General features: G+C 70.8%; 24 protein-coding genes and 1 tRNA gene. 11 read left to right on the top strand and 14 right to left on the bottom strand.

Annotated elements, in window-relative coordinates:
• Nucleotides 1-45: 45 nt before the first annotated feature.
• Complete coding sequence (locus DJ017_RS02230) at nt 46-1,314, bottom strand: phytanoyl-CoA dioxygenase family protein (protein WP_165830502.1); 1,269 nt, start codon at nt 1,312-1,314, stop codon at nt 46-48.
• Between the two features lie 210 nt (nt 1,315-1,524).
• On the opposite strand from DJ017_RS02230, the gene DJ017_RS02225 reads away from it, so the two are divergent.
• Together DJ017_RS02225 and DJ017_RS02220 are read left to right on the top strand one after the other, a co-directional pair.
• Nucleotides 1,525-1,944 carry an Hsp20 family protein gene (locus tag DJ017_RS02225; RefSeq protein WP_111527179.1) on the top strand — a complete coding sequence of 140 codons (420 nt, stop codon included), beginning with the start codon at nt 1,525-1,527 and terminating at the stop codon, nt 1,942-1,944.
• A gap of 123 nt (nt 1,945-2,067) precedes the next feature.
• The gene (locus DJ017_RS02220; RefSeq protein ID WP_227000191.1) at nt 2,068-2,322 is read left to right on the top strand and encodes a DUF1150 family protein; all 255 of its coding nucleotides are present in this window, start codon (nt 2,068-2,070) and stop codon (nt 2,320-2,322) included.
• 141 nt (nt 2,323-2,463) lie between these two features.
• Here the strand turns inward: DJ017_RS02220 and ptsN are convergent, their stop codons facing one another.
• From ptsN to DJ017_RS02195, 5 genes are all read right to left on the bottom strand, one after another.
• Nucleotides 2,464-2,937, bottom strand: coding sequence for a PTS IIA-like nitrogen regulatory protein PtsN (gene ptsN / locus DJ017_RS02215; protein ID WP_111527177.1), 474 nt, complete (start codon nt 2,935-2,937; stop codon nt 2,464-2,466).
• A gap of 75 nt (nt 2,938-3,012) precedes the next feature.
• Nucleotides 3,013-3,678, bottom strand: a complete 666-nt coding sequence (gene hpf, locus DJ017_RS02210) for a ribosome hibernation-promoting factor, HPF/YfiA family (RefSeq protein ID WP_111527176.1) — start codon at nt 3,676-3,678, stop codon at nt 3,013-3,015.
• Between the two features lie 76 nt (nt 3,679-3,754).
• Nucleotides 3,755-4,342: an exopolysaccharide biosynthesis protein gene (locus tag DJ017_RS02205; RefSeq protein WP_226999984.1), complete on the bottom strand. Its 588-nt coding sequence runs from the start codon at nt 4,340-4,342 to the stop codon at nt 3,755-3,757.
• 100 nt (nt 4,343-4,442) lie between these two features.
• Nucleotides 4,443-5,951, bottom strand: a complete 1,509-nt coding sequence (gene rpoN, locus DJ017_RS02200; protein ID WP_111527174.1) for an RNA polymerase factor sigma-54 — start codon at nt 5,949-5,951, stop codon at nt 4,443-4,445.
• Between the two features lie 144 nt (nt 5,952-6,095).
• Nucleotides 6,096-6,833: a glutathione S-transferase family protein gene (locus DJ017_RS02195; protein ID WP_111527173.1), complete on the bottom strand. Its 738-nt coding sequence runs from the start codon at nt 6,831-6,833 to the stop codon at nt 6,096-6,098.
• A 91-nt stretch (nt 6,834-6,924) separates the two neighbouring features.
• Between DJ017_RS02195 and DJ017_RS02190 the strand changes: the two genes are divergently transcribed.
• Together DJ017_RS02190 and DJ017_RS02185 are read left to right on the top strand one after the other, a co-directional pair.
• Nucleotides 6,925-7,647: a helix-turn-helix transcriptional regulator gene (locus tag DJ017_RS02190; protein ID WP_111527172.1), complete on the top strand. Its 723-nt coding sequence runs from the start codon at nt 6,925-6,927 to the stop codon at nt 7,645-7,647.
• Between the two features lie 103 nt (nt 7,648-7,750).
• The gene (locus DJ017_RS02185) at nt 7,751-9,406 is read left to right on the top strand and encodes an N-acyl-D-amino-acid deacylase family protein (protein WP_165830501.1); all 1,656 of its coding nucleotides are present in this window, start codon (nt 7,751-7,753) and stop codon (nt 9,404-9,406) included.
• Here the strand turns inward: DJ017_RS02185 and lptB are convergent.
• From lptB to DJ017_RS02160, 5 genes are all read right to left on the bottom strand, one after another.
• On the bottom strand, nt 9,399-10,133 hold the full coding sequence (gene lptB / locus DJ017_RS02180) for an LPS export ABC transporter ATP-binding protein (protein ID WP_111529929.1): 735 nt from the start codon (nt 10,131-10,133) through the stop codon (nt 9,399-9,401). The two genes, DJ017_RS02185 and lptB, sit on opposite strands and share 8 nt — an antisense overlap.
• Nucleotides 10,134-10,162: 29 nt before the next feature.
• Nucleotides 10,163-10,732: an LptA/OstA family protein gene (locus DJ017_RS02175; RefSeq protein WP_111527170.1), complete on the bottom strand. Its 570-nt coding sequence runs from the start codon at nt 10,730-10,732 to the stop codon at nt 10,163-10,165.
• Nucleotides 10,733-10,751: 19 nt separating this feature from the next.
• Nucleotides 10,752-11,384 carry an LPS export ABC transporter periplasmic protein LptC gene (gene lptC, locus DJ017_RS02170; protein WP_111527169.1) on the bottom strand — a complete coding sequence of 211 codons (633 nt, stop codon included), beginning with the start codon at nt 11,382-11,384 and terminating at the stop codon, nt 10,752-10,754.
• A gap of 11 nt (nt 11,385-11,395) precedes the next feature.
• Nucleotides 11,396-12,013 (bottom strand): ribonuclease D, encoded by a 618-nt coding sequence (locus DJ017_RS02165; RefSeq protein ID WP_111527168.1) that lies wholly within the window; start codon nt 12,011-12,013, stop codon nt 11,396-11,398.
• A gap of 101 nt (nt 12,014-12,114) precedes the next feature.
• Nucleotides 12,115-12,201, bottom strand: a tRNA-Leu gene (locus tag DJ017_RS02160).
• 158 nt (nt 12,202-12,359) lie between these two features.
• On the opposite strand from DJ017_RS02160, the gene DJ017_RS02155 reads away from it, so the two are divergent.
• Entirely contained in the window at nt 12,360-13,337 is a 978-nt protein-coding gene (locus DJ017_RS02155; RefSeq protein ID WP_111527167.1) for a complex I NDUFA9 subunit family protein, read from the top strand.
• A 6-nt stretch (nt 13,338-13,343) separates the two neighbouring features.
• Here the strand turns inward: DJ017_RS02155 and DJ017_RS02150 are convergent, their stop codons facing one another.
• Nucleotides 13,344-14,150, bottom strand: coding sequence for an undecaprenyl-diphosphate phosphatase (locus DJ017_RS02150; protein ID WP_111527166.1), 807 nt, complete (start codon nt 14,148-14,150; stop codon nt 13,344-13,346).
• A gap of 207 nt (nt 14,151-14,357) precedes the next feature.
• Between DJ017_RS02150 and DJ017_RS02145 the strand changes: the two genes are divergently transcribed.
• Both DJ017_RS02145 and gltB read left to right on the top strand, forming a co-directional pair.
• Nucleotides 14,358-15,797, top strand: a complete 1,440-nt coding sequence (locus DJ017_RS02145) for an NAD(P)-dependent oxidoreductase (protein ID WP_111527165.1) — start codon at nt 14,358-14,360, stop codon at nt 15,795-15,797.
• A 5-nt stretch (nt 15,798-15,802) separates the two neighbouring features.
• Nucleotides 15,803-20,320: a glutamate synthase large subunit gene (gene gltB / locus DJ017_RS02140; RefSeq protein WP_111529928.1), complete on the top strand. Its 4,518-nt coding sequence runs from the start codon at nt 15,803-15,805 to the stop codon at nt 20,318-20,320.
• On the opposite strand, the gene DJ017_RS02135 is transcribed toward gltB, so the two are convergent.
• On the bottom strand, nt 20,317-21,480 hold the full coding sequence (locus tag DJ017_RS02135) for a citrate synthase (protein WP_111527164.1): 1,164 nt from the start codon (nt 21,478-21,480) through the stop codon (nt 20,317-20,319). The genes gltB and DJ017_RS02135 overlap by 4 nt on opposite strands.
• A gap of 98 nt (nt 21,481-21,578) precedes the next feature.
• On the opposite strand from DJ017_RS02135, the gene DJ017_RS02130 reads away from it, so the two are divergent.
• The 4 genes from DJ017_RS02130 to queG all read left to right on the top strand — a co-directional run bounded on the left by DJ017_RS02130 (nt 21,579) and on the right by queG (nt 25,546).
• Nucleotides 21,579-22,664 (top strand): citrate synthase/methylcitrate synthase, encoded by a 1,086-nt coding sequence (locus tag DJ017_RS02130; RefSeq protein ID WP_111527163.1) that lies wholly within the window; start codon nt 21,579-21,581, stop codon nt 22,662-22,664.
• A gap of 55 nt (nt 22,665-22,719) precedes the next feature.
• On the top strand, nt 22,720-23,661 hold the full coding sequence (locus DJ017_RS02125) for a cation diffusion facilitator family transporter (RefSeq protein WP_111527162.1): 942 nt from the start codon (nt 22,720-22,722) through the stop codon (nt 23,659-23,661).
• A 90-nt stretch (nt 23,662-23,751) separates the two neighbouring features.
• Nucleotides 23,752-24,432, top strand: a complete 681-nt coding sequence (fzlA, locus tag DJ017_RS02120) for an FtsZ-binding protein FzlA (protein ID WP_111527161.1) — start codon at nt 23,752-23,754, stop codon at nt 24,430-24,432.
• On the top strand, nt 24,413-25,546 hold the full coding sequence (queG, locus tag DJ017_RS02115) for a tRNA epoxyqueuosine(34) reductase QueG (protein ID WP_111527160.1): 1,134 nt from the start codon (nt 24,413-24,415) through the stop codon (nt 25,544-25,546). Before fzlA ends, queG begins: the two co-directional genes overlap by 20 nt.
• Here queG and DJ017_RS02110 read toward each other — a convergent pair whose 3' ends face one another.
• A complete protein-coding gene (locus tag DJ017_RS02110) occupies nt 25,547-25,888 on the bottom strand; it encodes a hypothetical protein (protein ID WP_133255365.1) in 342 nt (113 codons plus the stop codon).
• Between the last annotated feature and the right edge of the window lie 20 nt (nt 25,889-25,908).

Below are 25,908 nucleotides of genomic sequence, written 5' to 3'. Positions count from 1 at the left end.
CCCAGGCCGGTCTCTGGCCCGTCTTTGGCCCGTCTTTGGCCCGTCTCAGGCCGGCAGCTCGCCCTCGTACAGCACGCCCGGCATGCCGCTCGAGTCGTAGTAGACCACCGCGCCTTCCGCGAAATAGTGGCCGACGATCGAGCGCCGCGACTTCGACATGTCGAGCCGCATCGAGCCGGCGTGCATCAGGTTCTCGTGCCAGATCAGCACCGTGCCGGCCTTGGGCCGGTAGACCTCGCGGCGGAACTTGTTGTCGAGCAGGCGAGTCCAGAGCGGCGTCACGGTCTCGCCGAACTGGCTCCAGTCCTCGCCGACCTTGGGGATGCCGGCGTCCTTCATATAGACGCGCGGCAGGCGATGGCTGCCGGGGAAGACCACCAGCTCGCCGGAGTCCGGCTGCACGTCTTCCAGCGCCGTCCATACCCCGCACATCCGGCCGGCCGGGAACGAGGTCAGGTGGATGGTGTCCTGATGGTGCTCCTGCTGGGAGCCGAACACATAGGTGAGCGACTGGCAGGGCCGGCCCGCCGCGCCGAAGATCAGGCGCAGCATCCTGATGACCTTGGCGTGCAGCCAGAGCTCGCGGATCGCCGGGTACTGGAGGTGCAGGTTGTGCAGCCGCTGGCTGACCCCCCACTCGTAGCCCTCGACCTTCTTGGCCACCGCGTCGTCGAGCGCCGCGTTGAGCCGGCTCAGCAGGTCCTCGTCCACGACGCCGGGGACGACCATGAAGCCGTCGCGCGTGAACTGGCGCAGGGCCTCGACCTCCTCGGGGCTCGCCTGGCCCGTGTCGCCGAGCATCTTCAGGTGCGCCTCGATCGCCTCGGGCGAGCGGTCGTACCAGGCGGCGAGGCTGTCGTCGGCGTAGTCGTAGAGCCGCGCGTCCAGCTCATCCACCACCAGGGCGACGCCGCGCGACGTCAGGCTCCGGCGGGTGATCTCGGCGAGCTCGCCCTCGTTGCGCACCTTCAGGGTCAGCCGGGTCTGGGCCAGCACCGCGCCGGCGGCGTCGGCCAGCTCCAGCCGCACCGCCAGCGGTCCGTTGGCGACCAGGTGGCCGTGGATCGCCACCCAGGTGCGCAGCTCCTGCGGCCCGAAGCTCAGCGGCTTCTCGAAGGCGGGCGTCGCCGCCGCGCCCACGAAGACCCGCAGCGTCGCCGTGGTCGGCGCGGCCGCCTTGGCGGCCAGCTCCACCGTCAGCAGGCCCGAAGTCGGCTGGCTTTCGGCCGAGGACCCGGCGGTCAGGCCGACGGCCGGCTCCTGCGCGGATCGGGCGGGGCGGGGCCTGTCGAACAGGCGAAGCAGGGAGCGCACGTGAAACATCCTGGACTTGCGCCCACACCCTGGGCGCGCGGCCAACCAACCTGCGTTAAGGTCCCGGCGTCAAGAGGCGGGCGCGGCGGGTCCTGGCCCCTTGCGTTGAAAAGGCCCTTCCGACGTCCCACATAGAGCTTGTCCGGATGAGCCGCGCCGCTACCGGGCGGCCCGTCCGGAGAGTCGCTTCAGGCAAGGACTCTGATGGGAATGAATCGCTCGATCCTCTTCGACAGCCCATTTCTGCTGGGCTTCGAACACACCCGCGCCCTGGCCGAACGCGCCGCCAAGGCCGCCGCCGAAAGCTATCCGCCCTACAATGTGGAAGACCGCGGCGACGACGGGATCCGCATCACCCTGGCCGTGGCGGGCTTCTCGCCCGACCAGCTCGAGGTGACCGTCGAGGACCGCCAGCTGGTGGTCGCCGGCCGGCGGGAGGCGGGCGCCAAACCGGAAGAGGCCTACCTGCATCGTGGTATCGCCTCGCGGGGGTTCCTTCGGACCTTCGTCCTGGCCGACGGCATGGTGGTGGAAGGCGCGACCCTGGAGCACGGCCTACTCCACATCGACCTCGCCCGGCCGGAGCCGGAAAAGCGGATCGTCAAGGTTCCGATCCGCAGCGCCGGTTGAGCCGATCAGTTGAGCGAGGCCGAAAGGTAAGTAGTGACGGCCGGATGGTCCGGCGTCGAGTGCATAGGATGGTTGGCTGAACCGGCGACCGTCCGACGCGTTGAGTTCTCGGAGGTGGTCATGATGACACCTGTACTGTCGACTGAAGCCTTTGCCGCGCTGGGCGCGCCGCAGCTGGTCTATGTGAGGCCCGTGAAAGCCGCGGAAATCATCGCCAGCGTGCCATCGGCCCAGATCCAGGGGATCGAGCTAGATCCCGACCAGACCCTTTACGCGGTGCACCGCGCCGACGGCGAGCGCCTCGCCGTCCTCACCGACCGCGACTCCGCGGTCGCGGCCGCCCTCGCCCACGAGCTGGCCCCGGTCTCGGTGCACTGAGCATCGCCAAGCGCCGCCCTCCTTCTCCCGCCTCAGGGGGAGGGCGGCGTGGAGGCACGAACTTCCAACCACGGATTTCACGGACCCTACGGACGACACCGTCCGCGCCATCCGTGCGGTCCGTGGTTTTCGATTGAGGTGTCAGGCCGCGCTGGTGCGGACCGTGTCGCCGTCCTGCACCAGGATGGCGTGGATGGCGTCGGCGCCGCGGGCTTGTCGCAGGCGCTCGCGCACCTCGCCCTGACGCAGCAGGCGCGACACCCGGGCCAGCGCCCGCAGGTGCTCGGCCCCGGCGTCCTTCGGGGCGAAGAGGGCGAACAGCAGGTCGACCGGCTGGTCGTCCACCGCGTCGAACGTCACCGGCTGCTCCAGGCGCACGAAGACGCCGCGCATCCGCTCCAGGCCTTCCAGCCGGGCGTGCGGCACGGCGACGCCGTGGCCGACGCCGGTGGAGCCGGCGGTCTCGCGCTCGGCCAGGGCGTCCAGCACCTCGCCGCCGTCCAGCCCGAAGCTGCGGGCGGCGATTTCCGAGATGACGGCTAGGGCTTGGCGCTTGTTGGCGGCGCTCACGCGCAAGGCGATCGCGCTGCGATCGAGGAGGTCGCCGATGTTCATCTGTCTCTGAACGCTCACAAAGTCACAGGCCCGCCCCTGCGGGGCGGCTCCTTTAGAACGGACCCTCACTAGCGTCTAGTGCGCCGAAGGAGTTCCGTCCGCCCCATCCCCTTTGACTCCCCGTTGGCCGCCGCCGTTCGCGCTGTCGTTGGCGCCTGGGCTGCGATCGGGGTCTATCCAGCCGATATTCCCGTCCGCGCGGCGATATACCACGGACAATCCGCCGTGAGCGGCGTTCCTGAACACGATTGTTTGAGATTCGGTCAGGTCCAGTTCCATCACCGCCATGGCCACGGTCATGGTGCGGACCGGGCGCTCCGTCTCGGCGATGACCACCGGCTCGGGGAAGCTCAGCTCCGCCTCCTCCTCGAAGGCCTCGTCCTCCTCCTCGGTGGGCTGGAGCACGAAATAGGCGGCGGTCTCGGCCTGTTTGGCCTGGGCCTGGAGGTGATGATCCTTGAGGCGCCGGCTGTAGCGGCGGACCCGCTTCTCCATCTTCTCCAGGGCGGCGTCGAAGGCCATGTGGGCGTCGCCGCCGACGCCGTGAGTGGTCATCTGGGCGCCCGAGGCCAGGGTGACGGCGCAGTCCACCTTGAAGGCGGCGCCTTCTCGGGTGACCACGACGTCCGCGCCGCCTCCGCGGTCGAAGTACTTCTCGATGCGATTGGCGAGTTCGTCGGAGACCCGCGCACGCAGGGCCTCGCCGACGTCGACGTGCTTGCCGGTGACTTGGACTTGCATATGCGATCAACGCGCCCGGCCCCGGAAGGTGTCAAGGCCATGACGATCGCGTGCGAGACGCCCCGGATCGCCGCGTTCAGGCGGCGGTGATGGCTCCGAGAACCTGGCCCAGCCCGCGGGCGATCAGGCCCGCCGCCAGCACCAGGACGCCGGCGCTGGCCGCCGTCAGGGCGTAGCCCACCAGGGCCAGGGCGCCGTCGCGCTGGACGAGCGCCAGGGCGAGGACGCTGACCGCCGCCCCGGGCAGCAGGTTGCCGAGCGGGATCGGCAGGATCAGCACGATCGCCAGCACCGAACAGATGAGGCCGATCAGCCGCTGGCCCCAGGACCCGAACAGGAAGTGCAGCCGCGGCTTCGACACTGCCTCGGCCCGTTCCAACCAGGGCAGCACCCGCGGCAGGCCCTTCTTCAGGTCGGCGGTGGGCACGTCGCGGCCGCGCAGGCCCTGCGGGATCCACGGCGCGCGCGCGCCGAACAGCAGTTGCGGCCCCAGCAGCACCAGCGGCAGGCCGAACACGGTGGTGCCGCCGGGCGGCAGGGGCAGGGTGCAGGCCAGGCCGAAGATCAGCAGAAGGGCGCCCAGGGCGCGGCCGCCGAACCGGTCGATCAGCTCGCCGACGGAGACGCGCTCTTCGTCGGCCACCTCGCGGAGGACCTCGGACAACGGTCGATGGTCAGGGGCTTTGGGCATTCGCCCCATCATCTGGCCACGCCGCGTGTTGGAACCAAGACCCTGGAGGTTGCAGGCCGCAGATTTTGCTGCGTCAGACCGCCGCCTTCAGCATGCGCCGGCGCTCCACCGACGAGGGGATGCGCATGGCCTCGCGGTACTTGGCCACGGTGCGCCGGGCGATGTCGACGCCGGCTTCCTTGAGGATCTCGACGATCCGGTCGTCGGAGTGGACGTCCTCTTCCTTCGCCTCGGCCTCGATCAGCTGGCGGATCTTGTGGCGCACGCTCTCGGCCGAGTGGGCCTCGCCGCCTTCGGTCGCCTGGATCGCCGAGGTGAAGAAGAACTTCAGTTCGAACAGGCCCCGCGGGGTGGCGATGTACTTGTTCGAGGTGACGCGGCTGACCGTCGACTCGTGCATGCCGATCGCCTCGGCCACGGTCTTCAGGTTCAGCGGCCGCAGGTGCTCCACCCCGAACGCCAGGAAGGCGTCCTGCTGGCGGACGATCTCGGAGGCGACCTTCAGGATCGTGCGGGCTCGCTGGTCGAGGCTCTTCACCAGCCAGTTGGCCTGGGCCATGCAGTCGGCCACGAAGGCCTTCTCCTGGTCCGAGCGCGCCGCCTTGGAGACCTGGGCGTGGTAGCGCTGGTCGACCAGCAGCTTGGGCAGGGTGTCGGAGTTGAGCTCCACGTGCCACAGCCCGCCGGGGCCTTCCTTGACGAAGACGTCCGGCGCCACCGGCTGGGCCGCCTCGCCGCCGAAGGCCGCCCCCGGCCGGGGCGTCAGGCCCTTCAGCTCGGCGACCATCTCGCGCAGGTCCTCGTCATCGACGCCGCAGGCCCGCTTCAGCGCCGCCATGTCGCGCCGCGCCAGGAGCTGCAGGTTGTCGAGCAGGGCCGCCATGGCCGGATCGTAGCGGTTGCGGTCCTTCAGCTGCAGCATCAGGCATTCGCCGAGGTCGCGCGCGCCCACCCCGGTCGGCTCAAAGCCGTGGATGACGCCCAGCACCTGTTCGACCAGCGCCAGCTCGCAGCCGAGGCGCTCGGCGGTCTCCTCGAGGTCCAGGCGCAGGTAGCCGCCCTCGTCCACCGCATCGATCAGCACGGTGGCCACGGCGCACTCGGCCGGCGTGAGGCCGGAGACCGCCAGCTGGTCGTGCAGGTGCTCGTGCAGGGTCTTCTCGCGGGTCAGGCTGTCGCCCAGCCCCTCGAGGTCGCCGTCGAAGCCGCCCTTGCCGGCCTTGGACCAGTCCACCGAACCGCCGGCGTCGGCCGCCGCCGACGCGTCGGCGGCATCGCCCGTGGCCCGCTCGCCGGGGCTGGATTCGTCGGGGGTGACGTCGAGGTCGTGACCCGCATCGCCTGCGTCGTGGCCGGCGTCCCCGGCCTCGGCCGCCGCTTCGTCGCGCTGCGCGTCGAGGGATTCGACCCCTTCCGGTTCGCCGTCCTCGCGCTGCAACAGCGGGTTGCGCTCCAGCTCGGCCTCGACGAACGCCTCGAGCTCGAGGTTCGACAGCTGCAGCAGCTTAATGGCCTGCTGCAGCTGGGGCGTGATGACCAGCCCCTGTCCCTGCCGAATCTCGAGCCGCGCACTGAGCGCCAAGGAAGCCCCCTCTGGCCGTAACTCTGGCCGTAACTCTGGCCGTCACTGTTGGCCGATGCCGCAGGCCACTGGCCTGTTTCTTGCTGAGGGAGGCTAGAGTGCGTTCCCCACCGATTGGTTAACCGCGCAGCTTGCCGGATCTCGTCAGGCGGCGACCGCCTCGGCGCCCTGCGCCCGCCAGGCGAACTCCGGGTAGAACTCGGCCATCATGCGATCGACATAGGCGGTGAGGTTCTCGAACTGCTCGGCCTGCCGGCGCAGCTCGCTTTCGAAGTAAGGCGTCAGGATGAAGGCGAGGACCGCGAACACCGTGGCGTCCGCCCCGCAGGGCCGCTCGCCCATCAGGTAGGGCTTGGCGCCGAGCACGGCCGACAGGGCCGCCAGCGAGCGCATGCCCAGGGCGACGATCTCGGCCTCGGAATGGCGGCCGATGCCGACGGCGAAGACGTTGCCGCGCACCGCTTCCTGCACGTCGCGCCGCACCGCCTCGCGGACGGCCTCGGGCACGTCGTCGAAGAAATGGGCGGGGCCTTTGCGGAAGTTGTCGGCGATCAGCCAGCGGGCGTGGACGCCGGTCCAGGCGAGGTGGTTCTCGCACATCCGCTCGATGGCCCAGGCCTGGCCGCGCTGGGCGCAGTCCAGCCCCTCGTCGAAATCCAGGCCATAGGTGCGCTCGAGGAACCCTCGGATAAAGGTGGAGTCGGCGATCCGCTGGTCGCCGGCGTCGATGAACGGCAACTGGCCCTTGGGCGAGTCCGCACGATCGCCCTTCAGCTTGCGATAGGGCAGGGCGGCCATCTTCAGCTGCACCTCGGTCTTGGTCACATAGGGACTGATCTCCGGCAGGCCGAAGCCTTCGCCCACGCCGTAAAGGGTGATCATCGCGCGCTCTCCATCGTTGACACGACAGGGTTACGCGGGGTCTGTTGCCAGCCTTCTGTCAGCAGCTTGGCAAGGGGAGCCGGGTGTAGCCATGCGGCGCGCGGACCGCCTCTTCCAGATCATCCAGATCCTGCGCCGCCACCGCGGGCCGGTGACCGCCGACGTCATCGCCGCCGAGCTCGAGACATCCAAGCGCACGGTCTATCGCGACATCGCCGACCTCTCGGCCCAGCGGGTGCCGATCCGCGGCGAGGCCGGCATCGGCTATGTGCTGGAGAACGGCTTCGACCTGCCGCCGCTGATGCTGACGCCCGACGAGGTGGAGGCCGCCGTGCTCGGCGCGCAGTGGGTGGCCAGCCGCGGCGATCCCGAACTCGCCCGCGCCGCCCTCGACCTGATCGCCAAGATCGGGGCCACGGTGCCCGAGCGCCTGAGGCCCATGGTGCTGGAGCCCGCCACCCGCGCCGCGCCGAACCACCGCGCCCTGCCGGACCGCCTCGACATGGCGGCCGCCCGCCGCGCCATCCACGAAGGGCGCAAGATCCGCCTCGTCTATCGCGACGAGCAGGAGCGCGAGACCGAGCGCGTCGTCTGGCCCTTCGCCCTCGGCTACCACGAGGCCGTGCGTCTCCTGATGACCTGGTGCGAGCTGCGCCGGGATTTCCGCAGCTTCCGCACCGACCGGGTGTCCGTCGCCGAGTTCCTGGACGAGCGCTACCCTGACCGCCCGGCCGCGTTGCGCGCCCGCTGGCGCAAGATCCAGATGGACGAGTGGCGCGAGCGCCAGGCGGCTCGCAGCGAGGCGGCGGAGTAGCGCGATCCTCACCCCGCGTCAGCGTTGACCGCTCCGCCGCGCCGGACGCTGATGCCGCAAAGCCCGGCCCGCAGAGTCCGGCAGCGTGTGTGGGAGGTGTGGCGTGCATGACATCGTGATCCGCGGCGGGACCATCGTCGACGGGACGGGCGCGGCGCCGGTGACCGGCGACCTGGCCATCGACGGCGGCCTGATCTCGGCGGTCGGGCGCGTGGAGGGCCAGGGGCGGCGCGAGATCGACGCCGCCGGCTGTATCGTGGCGCCCGGCTTCATCGACCTGCACACTCACCTGGACGCCCAGGTCGGCTGGGATCCGGCGATGACGCCGATCGCCTGGCACGGCGTGACCACCGCCCTGATCGGCAACTGCGGCCTGACCTTCGCCCCCTGCAAGCCGTCCGACCGGGCGATCCTCGCCGGCATGATGGAGACGGTGGAGGACATTCCGCGCGAGGCGATCCTCTCGGGCCTGCCGTGGAGCTGGGAGGCCTACGAGGAATACCTCGACACCCTCGATTCCATCGGCCCGGGCCTCAACGTCGTCGGTCTCGTGGGCCACAGCGCCCTGCGCTACTACGTGATGGGCGAGCGGTCCTTCGACGACCAGGCCACGCCGACCGAGCTCGGCGCCATGTGCGCCGTGATGGACCGCGCCATGGCCCGCGGGGCGCTCGGCTTCTCCACCAACCGCTTCGAGCCGCACAAGGCGCCGGACGGCCGCTCGATCCCGGGCACCTTCGCCGACGTTTCCGAACTGATCGCCATCGCCAGGGTCGTCGCGGCGCGCGGCGGCCTCGTCCAGGCGGTGGGCGCCCACCCCGATGTGCTGCGCGAGCTGGCCGATGCGACCGGCGTGCGGATCCTGTTCAGCTATGGCGTGGGGCCGAACGCCGGCGACGGCCGCCGCGCGGCGGGCCTGCTCGACGGCCTGTGCGAGGGCCGCGACATCACCGCCATCACCCACGTGCGCGGCACCGGGTACCTCTACAACCTGATGGGCATGCTGCCCTTCCGCGGACCGGCCTGGGAGGAACTGCGCGCCCGCGATTCCGCGGGCCGGATGGCGGCGGTCCGTGACGGGGCCTTCGCCGGGCGGCTCGTCGCCGAGGCCCGCTCGCGGGTGCAGTTCAGCCAGGTCTTCGACCTCGGCGACGGGACGACGCCGGTTTATGCGGCGGCTGACGAGCTCAGCGTCGAGGCGCAGGCCGCGGCGGCGGGCGAGACCGTGGCCGAGCTGATGGTCCGCCGCTGGCGCGAGACCGACGGCCGCGCCTTCTTCAACTACCGCATGTTCTCCCCGAGCGTGGACGAGCTCAGCGAGGTGATCCGCGGCGACCATTGCTTCCCGGGCCTCGGCGACGCCGGCGCCCACGTGGCCCAGGTGATGGACGGCGACTGGCCGAGCTTCATCCTCGCCTACTGGGTGCGCGAGCGGCGGCTGTTCAGCCTGGCCGAGGGCGTGCGCCGGATGACCTCGGGCCCGGCCCGGGTGCTCGGCCTTGCCGACCGCGGCGTGCTGGCGCCGGGCAAGCGGGCCGACGTGGCGGTGTTCGACTTCGACCAGGTCTCGGAGCTGCAGCCGACCACGGCCCACGACTTCCCGGGCGGCGCCCCGCGCTACATCCAGCGCGGCCGCGGCTATCGCGCCGTGCTGGTCAACGGCGAGGTGAGCCTGGAGAACGACGAGCTGACGGGCGTGCGGTCGGGGCGGGTGTTGCGGCCCGGCGAACAGGAGCGCCGGCCCGAGGCGGTCAGTTGAACCGGTCGCCCAGGTAGACGCGGCGGACCTCGGGGTCGTCGACGATCTCGTCGGGACGGCCCTCGAACAGCACCTCGCCGGCATGGATGATCGAGGCGCGGTCGATGATGTCCAGCGTCTCGCGCACGTTGTGGTCGGTGATCAGGATGCCGATGCCGCGCTGCTTGAGGTAGCTGATCACCTCGCGGATGTCGGCGATGGCCAGGGGGTCGATGCCGGCGAACGGCTCGTCCAGCAGCATGAAGGCCGGCTCCGAGGCCAGCGCCCGGGCGATCTCCACCCGCCGCCGCTCGCCGCCGGACAGCGACACCGCCGGCGCGTTGCGCAGGTGCTCGATGTGCAGCTCCTCGAGGAGCTCGGTGACCATGTCGCGCGCCTTCTTCTTGTCGCGCTCGCGCAGTTCGACCACGGCCATGACGTTCTCGCCGACGCTCATGCCGCGGAAGATCGAGGTCTCCTGCGGTAGGTAGCCGACGCCCATCCGGGCGCGCTGGTACATCGGCAGGGCGGTGATGTTCTCGCCGTCGAGGTAGATGGCGCCGTAGTCGGCCGGGATCAGGCCGGTGATCATGTAGAAGCAGGTGGTCTTGCCCGCGCCGTTGGGGCCGAGCAGGCCCGCCACCTCGCCGCGGCGCAGGCGCAGCGACACGCCCTTCACCACCGGCCGGCCGCGGAACGACTTGCCGATGTTGTCGACGACGAGGCCTTCGCCCGCGAGGCCGGGCAGGCTGGCGGACCGGTCCTGCTTCAAAGGGGCTACCTGCGCTGGCCGGCCTGAGCCGGCTGCTGGGGCTTGCTGGACTGCTGCGGATAGAAGACGCCGCGCACGCGGTTGGGCTTGTTGCGGCCCTGGGCGGAGCCGACCATGTGGCCCTCGCCGGTCTTGGTGTTGATCACCATGCGCTCTCCGCGCAGCACGTTCTGGCCCTGGGCCGCCACCACGTCGCCGGTCACGGTGAGGGTGTCGGTGGTCGCCTCATAGAGGGCGTTGTCCCCGTGCACCCGCTGCTGCGGCGTCACATAGTAGACCGCCCCTTGCGCTTCCATGCGGATGAGGTCGCCGCAGTTGCCGCCGCCGGCGGAGCCGGGGCGCGCGCCCTTCTGGAAGTACATCTTCAGCAGATCGGTGCGCAGACGGGCGTTGTCCTGCAGCGCCTCGACATTGCCGCGCCAGGTCGAGACGCACTCGTTGTTCGCCGTCTCCAGTTGGTCGGAGGCGATGTCCACCGGGCCCTTGCCCTGCGACAGCTGGGCGGCCGCCGGACCGGCGAGGAGGACAGCGACCACAGCGGCGATTGGCGCCGCGATCGTGGGAAGGCTCTTCATAGCGTGCGTTTCCACCAGCCTACTTCTTCGGGTTCAGGCGGGTGTGCACGCCGCCCTGGAAGACCATCCGTTCGCCCTTGTCATAGACGCCATAGGACTTCGCATCGATTTGTCCAAGAGCACCGGAGCCCTGAACCGGCCCTGAACCGACCAGCTCGCCCGTCTTCGTGTCGAACTGTGACGCTGCGGTCTCAAATGCCCCCTGGGACGACGACATCCGCACCCCGCCGCTGACTTCCAGCTTGCCGGAGTTCTCGTGGAAGACGCCCTGCTTGGCGACCAGGCGGGTCGGGTCGGGCCCCTGCTCGTCGAGCACCAGGGCCGGATGGTCGAGATAGACCTTCTGGTAGTCCTGGGCGTCGCGGGTGGCGCTGGCGGCGGTGACCACGAAGGCCCGGCCCTTGTCGTCGCGGCCGACGAAGCGCGGATTCATCAGCCGGATCGGCTGGTTGGTCTCCTGCGTCGGCTCGGCGCCGGGCTTCAGGGCGTTGAAGGCCACCAGGCCCGCCAGGCTCAGGACGATCACCGCGATCAGCCCCGGCGCCGCCACGCGCAGGACGCGCACGGCCCGGCTGCGCCGGCGCCAGCGCTCGATGTTGCGCTCGCGCAGCGTCGCTTCGTTCGGCGGGGTGTTGAGGCGCTCGGTCACCATGAGCGACGGCCTCAGCTATGGGCGAAGATGTCGGTGTCTTCCCAGCCGGCCACGTCCAGCAGGGCGCGGTGGGGCAGGAATTCGAAACAGGCCTTGGCGAGGGCGTCGCGGCCTTCCCGCGCCAGCATGTCGTCGAGGCGCGCGCGCAGCGCATGCAGGTGCAGCACGTCGGAGGCGGCATAGGCCACCTGGTCGTCGGACAGCTTGGCCGCGCCCCAGTCCGAGCTCTGCTGCGCCTTGGACAGGTCGACGCCGATGAGCTCCTTGGTCACGTCCTTCAGGCCGTGGCGGTCGGTGTAGGTGCGGGCCAGCTTGGAGGCGATCTTGGTGCAGTAGACCGGAGCCGTGACCACGCCGAGGTGCAGGAAGAACATGGCGATGTCGAAGCGGCCGAAGTGGAAGATCTTGGTCACCGCCGGGTCGGTCAGCAGGCGCTTCAGGTTCGGGCAGTCGTAGTCGGGCCGGCGCAGCTGGACCACATGGGCGTCGCCCTGGCCGTCGGAGAGCTGGACGACGCAGAGCGGGTCGCGGCCGAGCCGCAGGCCCATGGTCTCCGAATCGATGGCCACCGCCGAGGCGCTCGCCAGAGCGTCGGCAGGAAGGTCGCCATCGTGCAGGAAAGTCGTCACAGCGTCTCGCTCGCTCCTCGGCGATCTGGCGCCGACTCCCAATATAGAGGGAGGGACGGCGCTCCGGAAAGCACCGCCGGGCGAAACCCTCTTCCAACCGATGGTGCCCAGGAAAGGACTCGAACCTTCACGGCCGTTAAGCCACTGGCACCTGAAGCCAGCGCGTCTACCAATTCCGCCACCTGGGCCCGACCCACCGGATCGCGCGAGCCGGCTTCCATAAAGGTCGGAATTCGGTCGGTCAACGGGGACCGTCACAGCTAATTCAGACGTCGCATTGCGGCGCGGGGCCGCATCGTCTATCGGCATCCTCCGCGGACACCAGCTTTCCAGACGGCCAGCGCAAATGCAGAATCTCGTCACGGTCTTCGGCGGTTCGGGCTTCATCGGCAGCCAGGCCGTTCGTCAGCTCGCCAAGGCCGGCTGGCGGATCCGGGTGGCCGTGCGCCAGCCCAACCTCGCCTACGCCATGCGCCTGCACGGCGACGTCGGCCAGATCGACGTGGTCCAGGCCAACATCCGCAACGAGGCCTCGATCCGCCGTGCTCTCGAAGGCGCGACCGCGAGCCTCAACCTCGTCTCGGTGCTCTACGAGCAGGGCCGCCAGGGCTTCCAGTCGCTGAACGTCATGGGGGCCCGCAACGTGGCCGCCGCGGCACGGGCCGAGGGCGTCTCGCGCGTGGTCCAGATGTCGGCCCTCGGCGCCGACCTCGAGTCCGAGTCCAAGTACGCCCACACCAAGGCCGAGGGCGAGGTGGCGGTGCGCGAGATCTATCCCGACGCCGTCGTCGTGCGCCCCTCGATCGTGTTCGGTCCCGAGGACGACTTCTTCAACAAGTTCGCCTCCATGGCGACCACCAGCCCGTTCCTGCCGTTGGTCGGCGGCGGCAAGACGCGCTTCCAGCCGGTGTTCGTCGGCGACGTGGCCCGCGCCCTGACGATCGCGGTCACCTCTTCGGAAGCCGCGGGCCAGACCTACGAGCTGGGCGGCCCGGCCGTCTTCACCTTCCGCGAGCTGATGGAAATGATCCTGGCGGAGATCGACCGCCGCCGCGTCCTGCTGCCGCTGCCCTTCGCCGCGGCGGAGGCGATCGGCTCCCTGGCCGAGCTCGGCAAGGTCCTCGTCGCGCCGCCGATCACCGCCGACCAGGCCAAGCTGCTGCGCGCCGACAATGTGGTGAGCGGCCGGTACCCCGGCCTCGCCGATCTCGGCATCACGCCCACCACCCTCGAGGCGGTGCTGCCGACCTACCTCTACCGCTACCGCAAGGGCGGCCAGTACGCCGACCAGGACGAGCGCGAGCTCGCCGCCGGCCGCGCCTGAGGCCGCCTAGAGCAGGTAGAGCGCCGCCAGGCCGGCGCCGCCGACCAGGATGCGGAACCAGCCGAACGGCGCCATGCCGCGGCGGGTGAGCAGCGCCAGCATGGCCCGGATCACCACGAGGGCGACCACGAACGACACGCCGAAGCCGATGGCGATCAGCGGGATCTCGCCCTTCACCGCCATCAGCTCGTGGCGGTTCTTGTAGGCGTCGACCACGAAGGCGCCGGCCATGATGGGGATGGCCAGGAAGAAGGAGAACTCGGCCGCGGCCTTCTTCTCCACCCCCAGCAGCATCGAGCCGACGATGGTCGAGCCCGAGCGCGAGGCTCCCGGGATCAGGGCGAAGCACTGGAAGAGGCCGATGCCGAGCGCCGTGCCGAGCGGCAGCCTCATGGAGTCGGTGCGGCGCGGCGGCGGCGCCAGGCGGTCGATGAACAGGAGGATGATCCCGCCGAGGATCAGCGAAATGCATTGCGTCGTGGGGCTGTCGAACAGCACCTTCTTGATGAAGTCGTGCGCCAGCACCCCGATGGTCGCCGCCGGCAGGAAGGCGATCAGCAGCGACAGGACGAACTTCCGCGCCTGCGGGTCGCTCGGCAGCCGGACCAGCACGTTCCAGAACCGGCCGAAGTAGAGGACCACCACCGCCAGGATGGCGCCGAGCTGGATGAGCACGGCGAAGGTGTCCCAGAAGCCGTCCGGCAGGCCGAGCAGCCGCTTGGTGAGCAGCAACATCCCCGTCGACGACACCGGGATGAACTCGGTCAGCCCCTCCACGACCCCCAGGATGACGGCGTTGATCCAGTCCGGCACGTGGCGCTCCCCCAAATCCGCTGCGCGGCAGAGGGCGCCAATATGGTGAACATCGGGTTCATCTCAAAATTGGACTAAATGAGTTCGCCGGCCGCGCTGTGCTGGCCGGAGCGTCACCTTGCCGCGGAATCATCGTCCATAATCGGGACGAAAGCCTTCCGTTGCGTCCGCGCGCGTCTTAGATGGCGGCTCGCAGGAGGGCGTCTCATGGCCGAGCGGATGCTGAAGTTCGTCACCACGCCGCGGGCGATGCCCGAGAAGCGCGCGGCGGAAGCGCGCGCCGGCGACTTCCACGAGATCTATGCCGACTTCATCGACGCCAAGGCCCGCGAGCAGGCCTCACGTTGCTCCCAGTGCGGCGTGCCGTTCTGCCAGACCCATTGCCCGCTCCATAACAACATCCCCGACTGGCTGCGGATGACCGCCGAGGGCCGGCTGGAGGAGGCCTACCGCCTGTCGCAGGCGACCAATCCCATGCCGGAGATCTGTGGCCGCATCTGCCCGCAGGACCGCCTCTGCGAGGGGTCCTGCGTCATCGAGCAGTCCGGCCACGGCACCGTCACCATCGGCGCGGTGGAGAAGTACCTCACCGACAAGGCCTGGGAGCAGGGTTGGGTGGCGCCGCTCGTCGCCGGCGAGGCGCGCGGCCAGAGCGTCGGCGTCGTCGGCGCGGGTCCCGCCGGTCTCGCGGCCGCCGAGCGCCTGCGCGAGTTCGGCTACGCCGTCACGGTCTACGACCGCCACGACCGGGCCGGCGGCCTCATGGTCTATGGCATCCCCGGCTTCAAGCTCGAGAAAGACGTCGTCGAGCGCCGCACCCGCCGCCTCTCCGAGGGCGGCGTCGAATTCCGCCTGGGCTTCGAGGTCGGCCGCGACGCCAGCCTGGCCGACCTGCGCCAACGTCACGACGCGGTGCTGATCGCCACCGGCGTCTACAAGGCCCGCGACCTCGAGCTGCCCGGCTCGGGCTCGGCCGGGGTCGCCCCGGCGCTGGCCTACCTCATCGCCTCCAACCGCGCCGAGTTCGGCGAGGCCGTGCCGGCCGACCTCGACGCCCGCGGCCGCCACGTGGTGGTGGTCGGCGGCGGCGACACCGCCATGGACTGCGTGCGCACCGCCATCCGCCAGGGCGCCGCCTCGGTCACCTGCCTCTATCGTCGCGACAGGGCCAACATGCCCGGCTCGGTGCGCGAGGTGGCCAACGCCGAGGAGGAGGGCGTGCTCTTCGAATGGCTCGCCGCGCCCAAGGCGATCACCGGCGACGCGCTCATGGCCGCCGGCGTCCACGCCGCGCGCATGCGGCTGGCCGCGCCCGACGCCACCGGCCGCCAGGCGCCGGAGGAGATCCCGGGCGGCGATTTCGAGGTGAAGGCCGACCTGGTCATCAAGGCCCTGGGTTTCGATCCGGAGGACCTGCCCGATGCCTTCGCCGCGCCGGACCTCGGCGTCACCCGCTGGGGCACGCTGAAGACCGACTTCCGCACCCTCGCCACGACCGTCCCCGGCGTGTTCGCCGCCGGCGACATCGTGCGCGGCGCCTCGCTGGTCGTCTGGGCCGTCCGCGACGGCCGCGACGCTGCCGAGGCCATGCGCCGCTATCTCGAATCGCAAGCCGCCGGCGCCGCCGCGCGGATCGCCGCGGAGTGATGCCGATGGATGAGATCCAGCACTACCTCGCCGAACGCCAGCGGCTGATCGAGGCCCACGCCTATGATCCCGCCATGGAGCGCGATGCCTGCGGCGTCGGCCTCGTCGCCGCCATCGACGGCCAGCCCCGCCGCGAGGTGGTCGAGCTCGCCATCCGCGCCCTGAAGTCCGTCTGGCACCGGGGCGCCATCGACGCCGACGGCAAGACCGGGGACGGGGCCGGCGTGCTGGTCTCCGTGCCTCAGGACTTCTTCGCCGACCAGGTGACCCGCATCGGCCACGTTCTGCGGCCGGGGCCGATCGCCGTCGGACAGGTCTTCCTGCCGCGCACCGACCTCACCGCCCAGGAGGCGGCCCGGACCATCGTCGAGGCCGAGGCCCTGCGCTTCGGCTTCTACATCTACGGCTGGCGCCAGGTGCCGGTGGACACCTCGGTGATCGGCGAGAAGGCCAACGCCACCCGTCCCGAGATCGAGCAGATCATGCTCTCGCCGCCGCCGGGCATGGACGGCGAGGCGCTGGACCGCGCCCTCTTCCTCTGCCGCAAGCGGATCGAGAAGCGCGTCGCGGCGGCCAACATCCAGCACTTCTACATCTGCTCCCTGTCGGCCCGCTCGCTGATCTACAAGGGCATGTTCCTCGCCCAGCACATCGACGAGTTCTATCCGGATCTGAAGGACCCGCGGTTCACCGCGGCGGTGGCGATCTTCCACCAGCGCTATTCGACCAACACCTTCCCCGAGTGGCGGCTGGCCCAGCCGTTCCGGATGTTGGCCCACAACGGCGAGATCAATACGCTCAAGGGCAACGTCAACTGGATGAAGTCGCACGAGATCCGCATGGCGGCCTCGGCCTTCGGAGACCTCCAGGACGACATCAAGCCCGTGATCCAGCCGGGCGGCTCCGACAGCGCCGCCCTCGACAACACCTTCGAGGTGCTGGTCCGCGCCGGGCGCGATGCGCCCATGGCCAAGACCCTGCTGATCCCCGAGGCCTGGAACGCCAAGACCGCCGAGCAGATCAAGCCGGCGCACCGGGCGCTCTACGCCTACTGCAACGCGGTGATGGAGCCGTGGGACGGCCCGGCCGCGATCTGCGCCACCGACGGCCGCTGGGTGATCGCCGGCAAGGACCGTAACGGCTTGCGGCCGCTGCGCGTGGCGGAGACCGCCGACGGCCTGATCATGGTCGGCTCGGAGGCCGGCATGTGCCGGGTCGAGGAGACCCGCATCGTCCGCAAGGCCCATATCGAGCCCGGCCGCATGCTGGCGGTCGACCTGGCCGAGGGCCGCCTCTACGCCGAGGCCGAGATCATCGACCGGCTGGCGACCCAGCACCCCTACGACCGCTGGCTCGGCAACATGGTCGACCTGGAGGAGCGCATCGGGCCCGGCGCCGAGCCGCGCCTGTTCGAACGCGAGGCCCTGATGCGCCGGCAGATGGCGGCCGGCCTCAGCCTCGAGGACCTCGAGCTGATCCTCTCGCCCATGGTCGAGGAGGCCAAGGAAGCCGTCGGCTCCATGGGCGACGACACCCCGCTGGCCGTGCTGTCGGACCACCACCGTCCGCTTAGCCACTTCTTCCGCCAGAACTTCAGCCAGGTGACCAACCCGCCGATCGACTCGCTGCGCGAGACGGCGGTGATGAGCCTCAAGACGCGCTTCAAGAACCTCGGCAACATCCTCGCCGAGGACGAGGCCCAGACCGACGTCTTCGTGATGGAAAGTCCGGTGCTGACCACCGGCATGTACGAGCGCCTGGTCGAGGCGATCGGCGAGAAGCACATCGCAGTGATCGACTGCACCATGCCGCTGCCAGTCGACGAGAGCCGGCCGGGCGACGCCCTGCGCGCCAACCTCGACCGCGTCCGCGCGGAGGCCGAGGACGCGGCCCTGCGCGGCTGTTCGACCATCGTGCTGTCCGACCTCGCGGCCGGACCCGAGCGGGTCGCCCTGCCGATGGTCCTGGCCACCGGCGGGGTCCACACCTGGCTGGTCGAGAAGGGGCTGCGCTCCTACGTCTCGCTGGTCGTCCGCGCCGCCGAGTGCCTCGACACCCACAGCTTCGCCGTCCTGGTCGGCGTCGGCGCAACCGCGGTGAACGCCTACCTCGCCCAGGAGAGCTTCATCGACCGCATGGAGCGCGGCCTGACCGGCGAGCTGTCGCTCCGCGAGCTGTGCCTGAACTACAAGAGAGCGATCGAGACCGGCCTTCTCAAGATCATCGCCAAGATGGGCATCTCGGTGGTCTCCTCCTACCGCGGCGGCCGCAACTTCGAGGCGGTGGGCCTGTCGCGCGCCCTCGTCGCCGAGTTCTTCCCCGGCATGCCTTCGCGCATCTCCGGCATCGGCCTCGCCGGCATCGAGGAGCGGACGGTCGAGCTGCACCGCAAGGCCTGGAACCCGGCCGCGGTCACCCTGCCGGTCGGCGGCTTCTACAAGGCGCGCCGCGCGGGCGAGGCCCACGCCTTCGAGGCGCGGATGATCCACACCCTGCAGTCGGCCTGCGACCGCGGCGACTACGGGCTCTACAAGCGCTGGTCCGAAGGGCTCTCCGCCCAGCCGCCGATCCAGCTCCGCGACCTCCTGGACGTGCGCCCGGACGGCAAGCCCGTGCCGCTCGACGAGGTCGAGAGCGTCAACGAGATCAGGAAGCGCTTCCTGACCCCGGGCATGAGCCTCGGCGCCCTCAGCCCGGAGGCGCACGGCGTGCTCAACATCGCCATGAACCGGATCGGCGCGAAGTCGGTGTCGGGCGAGGGCGGCGAGGACCGCGCGCGCTATCGGCCGCTGCCGAACGGCGACAACCCCAACTCCGCCGTCAAGCAGATCGCCTCGGGCCGGTTCGGAGTCACCGCCGAGTACCTCAACGAGTGCCGCGAGATCGAGATCAAGGTCAGCCAGGGCGCCAAGCCCGGCGAGGGCGGCCAGCTTCCCGGCTTCAAGGTCACCGAGCTGATCGCCCGGCTGCGCCATGCGACCCCCGGCGTGATGCTGATCTCGCCGCCGCCCCACCACGACATCTACTCGATCGAGGATCTGGCCCAGCTCATCTACGACCTGAAGCAGATCAACCCCGAGGCCCGGGTGACGGTGAAGCTCGTCGCCATGACCGGCATCGGCGCGATCGCGGCAGGCGTGGCCAAGGCCAAGGCCGACGTCATCCTGATCTCCGGCAACGTCGGCGGCACCGGCGCCTCGCCGCAGACCTCGATCAAGTATGCCGGCTCGCCGTGGGAGATGGGCCTCTCCGAGGCCAACCAGGTCCTGACGCTCAACAACCTGCGCCAGTTCGTGCGCCTGCGCACCGACGGCGGCATCCGCACGGGCCGCGACGTGGTCATCGCCGCCATGCTGGGCGCGGAGGAGTTCGGCATCGGCACCGCCAGCCTCATCGCCATGGGCTGCATCATGGTCCGCCAGTGTCATTCCAACACCTGCCCGGTGGGGGTCTGCACCCAGGACGAGGCCCTGCGCTCCAAGTTCGCCGGCAGCCCTGAGAAGGTGATCAACCTCTTCACCTTCATCGCCGAGGAGGTCCGCGAGATCCTCAGCGGCCTGGGGGTGAAGTCGCTGCAGGAGATCGTCGGCCGCACCGACCTGCTGGTGCAGGTCTCCCGCGGCGGCGAGCACCTCGACGACCTCGACCTGAACCCCCTGCTGGTCAAGGCCGACCCTGGCCAGAACAAGCCGTTCTGCACGGTCGCGGGCCGCAACGAGGTGCCCGACACCCTCGACGCCCAGATCGTCCGCGACGCGGCCCCGTTCCTCGAGCGGGGCGAGAAGATGCAGCTCACCTACACGGTGGCCAATACCCAGCGGGCGATCGGCACGCGCGTCTCCTCGCACATCGTCCGCAGGTTCGGCATGGACGCCCTGGCGCCCGGCCACCTGACCGTTCAGCTCAAGGGCTCGGCGGGCCAGAGCCTCGGGGCCTTCGCGGTCCAGGGCCTGCGGCTGGAGCTCACCGGCGAGGCCAACGACTACGTCGGCAAGGGCCTGTCGGGGGCGACGGTCGTCATCCGGCCCTCGCCGCACCTGGCCGCCGGCCGCAACGCCCTGATCGGCAACACCGTGCTCTATGGCGCAACCTCCGGCGCCCTGTTCGCCGCCGGCCTCGCCGGCGAGCGCTTCGCGGTGCGCAACTCCGGCGCCACGGCGGTGGTCGAAGGCTGCGGCGCCAACGGCTGCGAGTACATGACCGGCGGCACGGTGGCGGTGCTGGGGCCCGTGGGCTTCAACTTCGCGGCCGGAATGACCGGCGGCATGGCCTTCGTCCACGATCCCGAGAACCGCTTCGCCGCCTGCGTGAACGGCGAGAGCGTCGTCGTCGCCCGGGTCGCCGACGGTCACTGGGCCGAGGTGCTGAGGGCGCTCGTCGAGACCCACGCCCGCGAGACCGGCTCGCACCTCGCCCACGAGCTGCTCCGCGACTGGAGCCGCGCGAACGCCCAGTTCTGGCAGGTCTGCCCGAAGGAGATGCTCTCCCGCCTCGAGCACCCGGTCGAAGTCGCGGCGGCCTAAGCCAGCTCCGGCTCCGGGCCCACATAGCGCGCGCGGGGGCGGATCAGGGCGTCGGTCTGACCCTGCTCGATGGCGTGGGCGATCCAGCCGGCGCAGCGGGCCACGGCGAAGAGGGCGAAGGGGGCGTCCTCGGCGAGCTTCAGCGACTCGCAGGCGGCGACCAGGGCGAAGTCGATGTTGGGCGCCATGCCGCTCGTGCGCATCACCGCCTCGCTCAGCGCCGCCAGCGCCGGCGGCGCCGCGAACCGCCCCAGGAGGGCGGCGGCGCGCGGGTCGCCGTCCGGATAAAGCGGGTGGCCGAAGCCGGGCAGGGCGCGGTCCTCGCTGAGCCGGTTCTCGATCGCCCTGGCGGGTCCGAGGCTCTCGGCTTCGGCGGCGAAGGTGCGCACCGCCGCCGTCGCCATGCCGTGACGTGGCCCGGTCAGGGTCGCGAGGCCGGCGAGGGCCGAGGCCGCCAGGGACGCGCCCGTCGAGGCCGCCACCCGCGCCGCGAAGGCCGAGGCGTTCAGCTCATGGTCGGCGACCAGCACCAGGCAGCGGCGGATGAGGTCCGCGCCGGCGCCGCCGGGCCCCACGCCCCAGGCCAGCGCCAGGCGGTTGTGGATCGCCCCGCCGCCGACCTCGCCGGCGATGGCGTCGGTCAGCACGTCGAGCAGGGTCGCCGCCTCCACCGCCAGGGCCAGCGCCGCCTTGCCGCGGGCCGGCGGGTCGGTCGCCGCACGGCGGGCCATTGCCAGGAAGCCGCGGGTGCGCATGTCGGGCGCCGCAGGCGGCTCCGGCCGCTCCGTGCGTTTCAGCGCCGCACCGTGGCCGCCGCGCAGCAGGCGGGCCACCGATTCCAGGGTCTCGGTGTCGGCCAGCCGGATGGCGTCGCGGCCGCGGTAGAACAGCCGCCCGCCGCTCACCGTGGTGATCTGGCTCTCCAGCACCGGCTCGCCCCAGGCGATGGCGCCGGCCGCCACGTCCGACACCTTGCGGCTGCGCGATTTCTGCTGCGTCAGGGCGGCGATGTCGGCCGCCCGGTAGAGGCTGCGGCGCGGGTCGTGCGGGTCCGGCCGCACAGCCACCCGGCCGCGGCTCACATAGGCGTAGAGCGTCTGGGGCCTCACCCCAAGCCGCTCGCGGGCCTCCTCGGCGACGATCCAGTCCAGTCCAGGCATATGTTGATTATGTTGATCAAGATTGACGGGGCCAGTCTGACGTCTTTTCTGCAGTGCAGCAAGATTGGAGATCGCACATGTCCGCATCCGCCGTTCACGTGTCCGATGGGCTCGAAGACGTCGTCGCCGCCGAGACCGTCCTCTCCGAGGTCGACGGCCAGGCCGGCCGGCTGATCATCCGCGGCCGCTCGCTCGACGACCTGGCCGGCCGCGCCGCCTACGAGGACGTCCTGCACCTGCTGTGGGACGGCTTCTTCGCCGACCTGCCGAAGGACCTCGGGCCCGCCCTGGGCGCCGCCCGCGCGGCGGTGTTCGCCGAGGTGACGGCTCTCGACACCGGCCTTCTCGACCGCACCCCGATCGAGGCCATGCGCGCGCTCACCGCGCGGCTCGCCGACGGCGACGAGCTGGAGGTCGCGCTGCGCCTCGTGGCCGCCCCCGCGGTGTTCACCGCCGCGGTGGTCCGCGGGCAGGCGGGCGAAGCGCCGGTGCGCCCCGACCCCACCCTCAGCCACGCCGCCGACATCCTGCGGATGATCAAGGGCAAGGCGCCGTCGAAGGGGGAGGCCGACGCCCTCGACACCTACCTCGTCACCGTCAGCGACCACGGCCTCAACGCCTCGACCTTCGCCGCCCGGGTGATCGCCTCGACCCGTGCCGGCCTCGCCTCGGCCGTGCTCGGCGGGATTTCGGCGCTGAAGGGCCCGCTGCACGGCGGCGCGCCCGGCCCGATCATCGACATGCTGGACGGCATCGGCGCGCCCGAGAACGCCCGCGCCTGGCTGGAGGACGCGCTCGCCCGCGGCGACCGGCTGATGGGTTTCGGCCACCGGGTCTACCGGGTCCGCGATCCGCGCGCCGACGCGCTGAAGAAGGCCGTGCGGCGGATGGGCGAGGGCTCCAACGTCCTGCCCGGCCGCCTGGAATTCGCCGAAGCCGTCGAGCAGGCGGCGCTCGCCATCCTCAGGGAGAAGAAGCCGAACCGCACCCTCGACACCAACGTCGAGTTCTACACCGCCCTGCTGCTCGAGGCCCTGGCCTTCCCGCCCACCGCCTTCACCTGCGTCTTCGCCATGGGCCGGGTCGGCGGCTGGGTCGCCCACGCCCGCGAGCAGCTGGCCGGCGGACGCCTGATCCGCCCCCAGTCGCTCTACGTCGGGCCGATGCCGAAGGTCGCGGCCTGAGCTGCGAGTCGTTAGCGCTGGCCTCCGGCGGCGGCGGCGCTAACTTCCCGGGCCGATGAACACGGTCCATGGCCTGAGCCCCGCCGAAAGCGCCGCCCTCACCCGGCGGGTCACCCTCCTGTCGGTGACCACCGCCGCGGTGCTGGTGACCATCAAGCTCGTCGCCTGGCTGGCCTCGGGCTCGGTCGCCCTCCTGGCGTCCATGGCCGACTCCGGCCTCGACCTGATCGCCTCGCTCGGCACCTTCTTCGCCGTGCGCTACGCCGTCGCCCCGCCGGACACCGAGCACCGCTTCGGCCACGGCAAGGCCGAGGCCTTCGCCAGCCTCATGCAGGCCGGCCTGGTCTTCGCCTCCGCCGCCCTCATCGCCCGCGAGGCGATCGGCGACCTGTTCGGCGCGCACCCCTTGAAGGACACCGGCTGGGCGATCGCGGTGATGGTCGTCTCCACCGCCCTGACCTTCTTCCTGATCACCGCCCAGACCCAGGTCCTGAAGAAGACCTCCTCCGTGGCGGTCTCCGGCGACCGGGCGCACTACGCCTCGGACCTCGCCTCCAACATCATCGCCCTGATCGGCATCGGGGCCTCGGCCTGGCTCGGCTACAACAATCTCGACGCCATGGCGGCGATCCTCGTCGCGGCCCTGCTGCTGTGGGGCGCGGTCGGCGTGTTCCGCGAAGCCTCGGCCCAGCTCATGGACCGCGAACTGTCCGACGAGGCGCGCGCCAAGATCGTCGCCCTGATGACCGAGGACCCGCGCCTTTCGGACGTGCACCAGCTGCGCACCCGCGCCTCGGGCCCGTACGTCCATATCCAGATGCACGTCGACCTCGACCCGGACCTGACGCTGGAGGCCGCGCACGAGGCCATCGTCGCCGCCGAGAAGCGCGTGCTCGCCGTCTTCCCGTCGGCCGACATCATCGTCCACGCCGACCCCAAGGGCCGCGCCGAGCCGCACGGCGGCGCCTTCTCCGAGGCCCATCACGCCGAAGCGTGACCGCAACCCGTTACAGTAAACGGGTGCTTAAGGGGTGCGGCCTCAGTTCAGGCCGTTGATTCTCCGTCAGGACGGCTTAAGCCCCCCGCCATGGACCTCACCCTGCACCACTTCCCGCTCGACCCGGCCTCGCGCCAGGTGCGGCTGGCGCTGGGCGAGAAGCGGCTGCCGTTCACCGAAGTCCAGGTCCGCTACTGGGAGCGGCCGCGCGAGTTCGCCAAGCTGAACCCCTCGGGCATGACGCCGGTGCTGGTCGCCGGCGACGGCGACGACCGGCTGGTGCTCTGCGAGGCGCGCGCCATCCTCGGCTGGCTGGAGGAGGCCCATGCCGAGCCGGCCCTGCTCGGCCGCGAGGCCGCCGAGCGCGCCGAGGCGCGGCGGCTGATCCAGTGGTTCGACCGCAAGTTCGAGTACGAGGCCGGCGGCTTCATCCTGCACGAGAAGATGGAGAAGCGGCTCCTGGGCCTCGGCGCCCCCGAGCTCGCCAACCTGCGCCAGGGGCGCGAGGGGCTGAAGAACCACCTGTTCTACATCGACGGCCTGCTGCAGGCCCGCGAATGGCTGGCCGGCCGGCGCCTGTCCCTGGCGGATTTCGCCGCCGCCGCCCATCTGTCGGTCATCGACTACTTCGGCGACGTGCCCTGGGCCGACTTCCCGGGCGTGAAGACCTGGTACATGAAGCTGAAGTCCCGGCCCGCCTTCCGGCCGCTCCTCAACGACCGCTGGCCGGGCCTCAATCCGGCCAGGCACTATGACGATCTCGATTTCTGAAGCCGACAAGGACGTGATCCGCGCCGAGGCCAAGGCGCTGGGCTTCGACACCTGCCGCTTCACCGATGTCGAGCATCTGGGCGACGACGCCTGGCCCGCCGCCGCGCGCCTCGCCGACTATGTGGCCAAGGGCCGCCACGGCGACATGGGCTGGATGGCAGAGACCCTGGAGCGCCGCCGCCATCCGCGCGCCATGTGGGACGGCGCCCGCTCGGCCCTCGTGCTCGGGGTCAACTACGGGCCCGACCACGACCCGCTGGAGATCCTGAAGCACCCGGACCGCGGGGCGATCAGCGTCTACGCCCAGGGCGACGACTACCACGACCTCGTCAAGTCGCGCCTGAAGGCCCTGGCCCGCTGGCTGCAGGCCCGCTTCGGCGGCGAGCTGAAGGTGTTCGTCGACACCGCCCCGCTGATGGAGAAGCCGCTCGCCGAGCGCGCCGGCCTCGGCTGGCAGGGCAAGCACACCAACCTCGTCTCGCGCCAGTTCGGCTCCTGGCTGTTCCTCGGCTCGATCCTCACCGCCCTGGAGATCCCGCCCGACGCGCCCGAGCGCGAGACCTGCGGCTCCTGCCGCGCCTGCCTCGACATTTGCCCGACCAAGGCCTTCCCGGCGCCGTTCCAGCTCGATGCGCGGCGCTGCATCTCCTACCTGACCATCGAGCTGAAGGGGCCGATCCCGCGCGAGCTGCGCCCCGCCCTCGGCAACCGGATCTACGGCTGCGACGACTGCCTGGCGGTCTGCCCCTGGAACAAGTTCGCCGCGACCGCCGCCGAGCAGAAGCTCCAGGCCCGCGAGGCCCTGCGTGCACCGACCCTGGCCGAGCTCTCGCGCCTCGACGACGCCGCCTTCCGCGCCGTGTTCTCCAAGAGCCCGGTCAAGCGCCTCGGCCGCGATCGCTTCGTACGCAACGTGCTCTACGCCATCGGCAATTCCGGCGACGCCGCCCTTTGCCAGGAGGCGCTGCGCCTGCTGGACGATCCTTCGCCCCTGGTCCGCGGTGCGGCCGCCTGGGCGCTCGGCCGACTGATGGACGAGGGCGCATTCGACGCGCTCAGGGCCGAGCGGATGCCGCTGGAGACCGATCCCGAGGTGCGGTCGGAATGGAGCTGATCAGCGGCTGGCGATGACCTTGGCCTGGGCGTCGGCGGTTTCGCGCGTGGCGTCGGCGCGGGCCTGGGCCTGGCGCTTCACGATGTCCGCCTCGCGCGCCAGGGCGTCGCCGCGCACCTGCAGGCGCTGGCCGGTGTAGCCGCCGGCCTGCTTGGCCTGGGCGTGCAGCCCCTCCGCCTGCTGTTCGAGCGCGGCGGCCTGCGACTTGGCCTGCGCCTCGATCTGGCTCGCCTGCCGGTCGGCGGCGTTCTTGAGGGCGTCGGCCTGTTTGTCCTGCGGACTCTTCTGGCAGGCCGCCAGCGCGCCCATCGCCAGAAGGGCCACGCAAGCTCGCGTCATCATCTTCGGACCTCCGCGTTCCG

Origin of the sequence: Phenylobacterium soli, from assembly GCF_003254475.1 — a bacterium.
Taxonomy (GTDB): Bacteria; Pseudomonadota; Alphaproteobacteria; order Caulobacterales; family Caulobacteraceae; genus Phenylobacterium; species Phenylobacterium soli.
The sequence above is the reverse complement of the archived record's forward strand: the minus strand, read 5'-3'. Positions and strand labels throughout refer to the sequence as shown.

What these genes read in the sequence shown, in the direction of transcription:
- DJ017_RS02225 (WP_111527179.1), top strand. Translation starts at nt 1,525, where the DNA reads ATGAATCGCTCGATCCTCTTCGACAGCCCATTTCTGCTGGGCTTCGAA.
- DJ017_RS02220 (WP_227000191.1), top strand. Translation starts at nt 2,068, where the DNA reads ATGACACCTGTACTGTCGACTGAAGCCTTTGCCGCGCTGGGCGCGCCG.
- ptsN (WP_111527177.1), bottom strand. Translation starts at nt 2,937, where the DNA reads ATGAACATCGGCGACCTCCTCGATCGCAGCGCGATCGCCTTGCGCGTG.
- hpf (WP_111527176.1), bottom strand. Translation starts at nt 3,678, where the DNA reads ATGCAAGTCCAAGTCACCGGCAAGCACGTCGACGTCGGCGAGGCCCTG.
- DJ017_RS02195 (WP_111527173.1), bottom strand. Translation starts at nt 6,833, where the DNA reads ATGATCACCCTTTACGGCGTGGGCGAAGGCTTCGGCCTGCCGGAGATC.
- DJ017_RS02190 (WP_111527172.1), top strand. Translation starts at nt 6,925, where the DNA reads ATGCGGCGCGCGGACCGCCTCTTCCAGATCATCCAGATCCTGCGCCGC.
- DJ017_RS02175 (WP_111527170.1), bottom strand. Translation starts at nt 10,732, where the DNA reads ATGAAGAGCCTTCCCACGATCGCGGCGCCAATCGCCGCTGTGGTCGCT.
- lptC (WP_111527169.1), bottom strand. Translation starts at nt 11,384, where the DNA reads ATGGTGACCGAGCGCCTCAACACCCCGCCGAACGAAGCGACGCTGCGC.
- DJ017_RS02155 (WP_111527167.1), top strand. Translation starts at nt 12,360, where the DNA reads ATGCAGAATCTCGTCACGGTCTTCGGCGGTTCGGGCTTCATCGGCAGC.
- DJ017_RS02145 (WP_111527165.1), top strand. Translation starts at nt 14,358, where the DNA reads ATGGCCGAGCGGATGCTGAAGTTCGTCACCACGCCGCGGGCGATGCCC.
- gltB (WP_111529928.1), top strand. Translation starts at nt 15,803, where the DNA reads ATGGATGAGATCCAGCACTACCTCGCCGAACGCCAGCGGCTGATCGAG.
- DJ017_RS02135 (WP_111527164.1), bottom strand. Translation starts at nt 21,480, where the DNA reads ATGCCTGGACTGGACTGGATCGTCGCCGAGGAGGCCCGCGAGCGGCTT.
- DJ017_RS02125 (WP_111527162.1), top strand. Translation starts at nt 22,720, where the DNA reads ATGAACACGGTCCATGGCCTGAGCCCCGCCGAAAGCGCCGCCCTCACC.
- fzlA (WP_111527161.1), top strand. Translation starts at nt 23,752, where the DNA reads ATGGACCTCACCCTGCACCACTTCCCGCTCGACCCGGCCTCGCGCCAG.
- queG (WP_111527160.1), top strand. Translation starts at nt 24,413, where the DNA reads ATGACGATCTCGATTTCTGAAGCCGACAAGGACGTGATCCGCGCCGAG.
- DJ017_RS02110 (WP_133255365.1), bottom strand. Translation starts at nt 25,888, where the DNA reads ATGATGACGCGAGCTTGCGTGGCCCTTCTGGCGATGGGCGCGCTGGCG.